At 34.3% G+C, this 528-nt stretch carries 1 protein-coding gene; it reads left to right on the plus strand.

Features of this window, described 5'->3' with window-relative positions:
* Window positions 1-528 (plus strand): phage portal protein (locus FPQ13_RS13315; protein WP_144089755.1); only part of this gene is annotated, 528 nt, incomplete at both ends.

Genomic DNA, 528 nt, shown 5'->3' on the forward strand with positions numbered 1-528 from the left:
ATAGTATCGCAGGCGTTAGATATTTAAGAACTAAACCAATAGACAAGACTGACGAAGATGAAGTGTTTACAGTTGATTTATTTACTTCTCACGGTGTTTATAGATATCTTACCAGTAGAACAAATGGATTGAAGCTCACACCACGTGAAAACGGTTTTGAATCACACTCTTTCGAACGTATGCCTATTACAGAATTTAGCAACAACGAAAGAAGAAAAGGGGATTATGAGAAAGTAATCACTTTAATTGATTTGTATGATAATGCTGAATCAGATACTGCTAACTATATGAGTGATTTAAATGACGCTATGTTACTTATTAAAGGTAATTTAAATTTAGATCCCGTAGAAGTTAGAAAACAAAAGGAAGCTAACGTGTTGTTTTTAGAACCGACTGTTTATGCTGATAGCGAAGGTAGAGAAACAGAAGGTTCAGTTGACGGTGGTTATATTTATAAGCAATACGATGTACAAGGTACCGAAGCTTATAAAGACCGTTTGAACAGTGATATACACATGTTTACCAACA

This window comes from Allobacillus salarius, from assembly GCF_007559425.1.
Classification (GTDB): domain Bacteria; phylum Bacillota; class Bacilli; order Bacillales; family Alkalibacillaceae; genus Allobacillus; species Allobacillus salarius.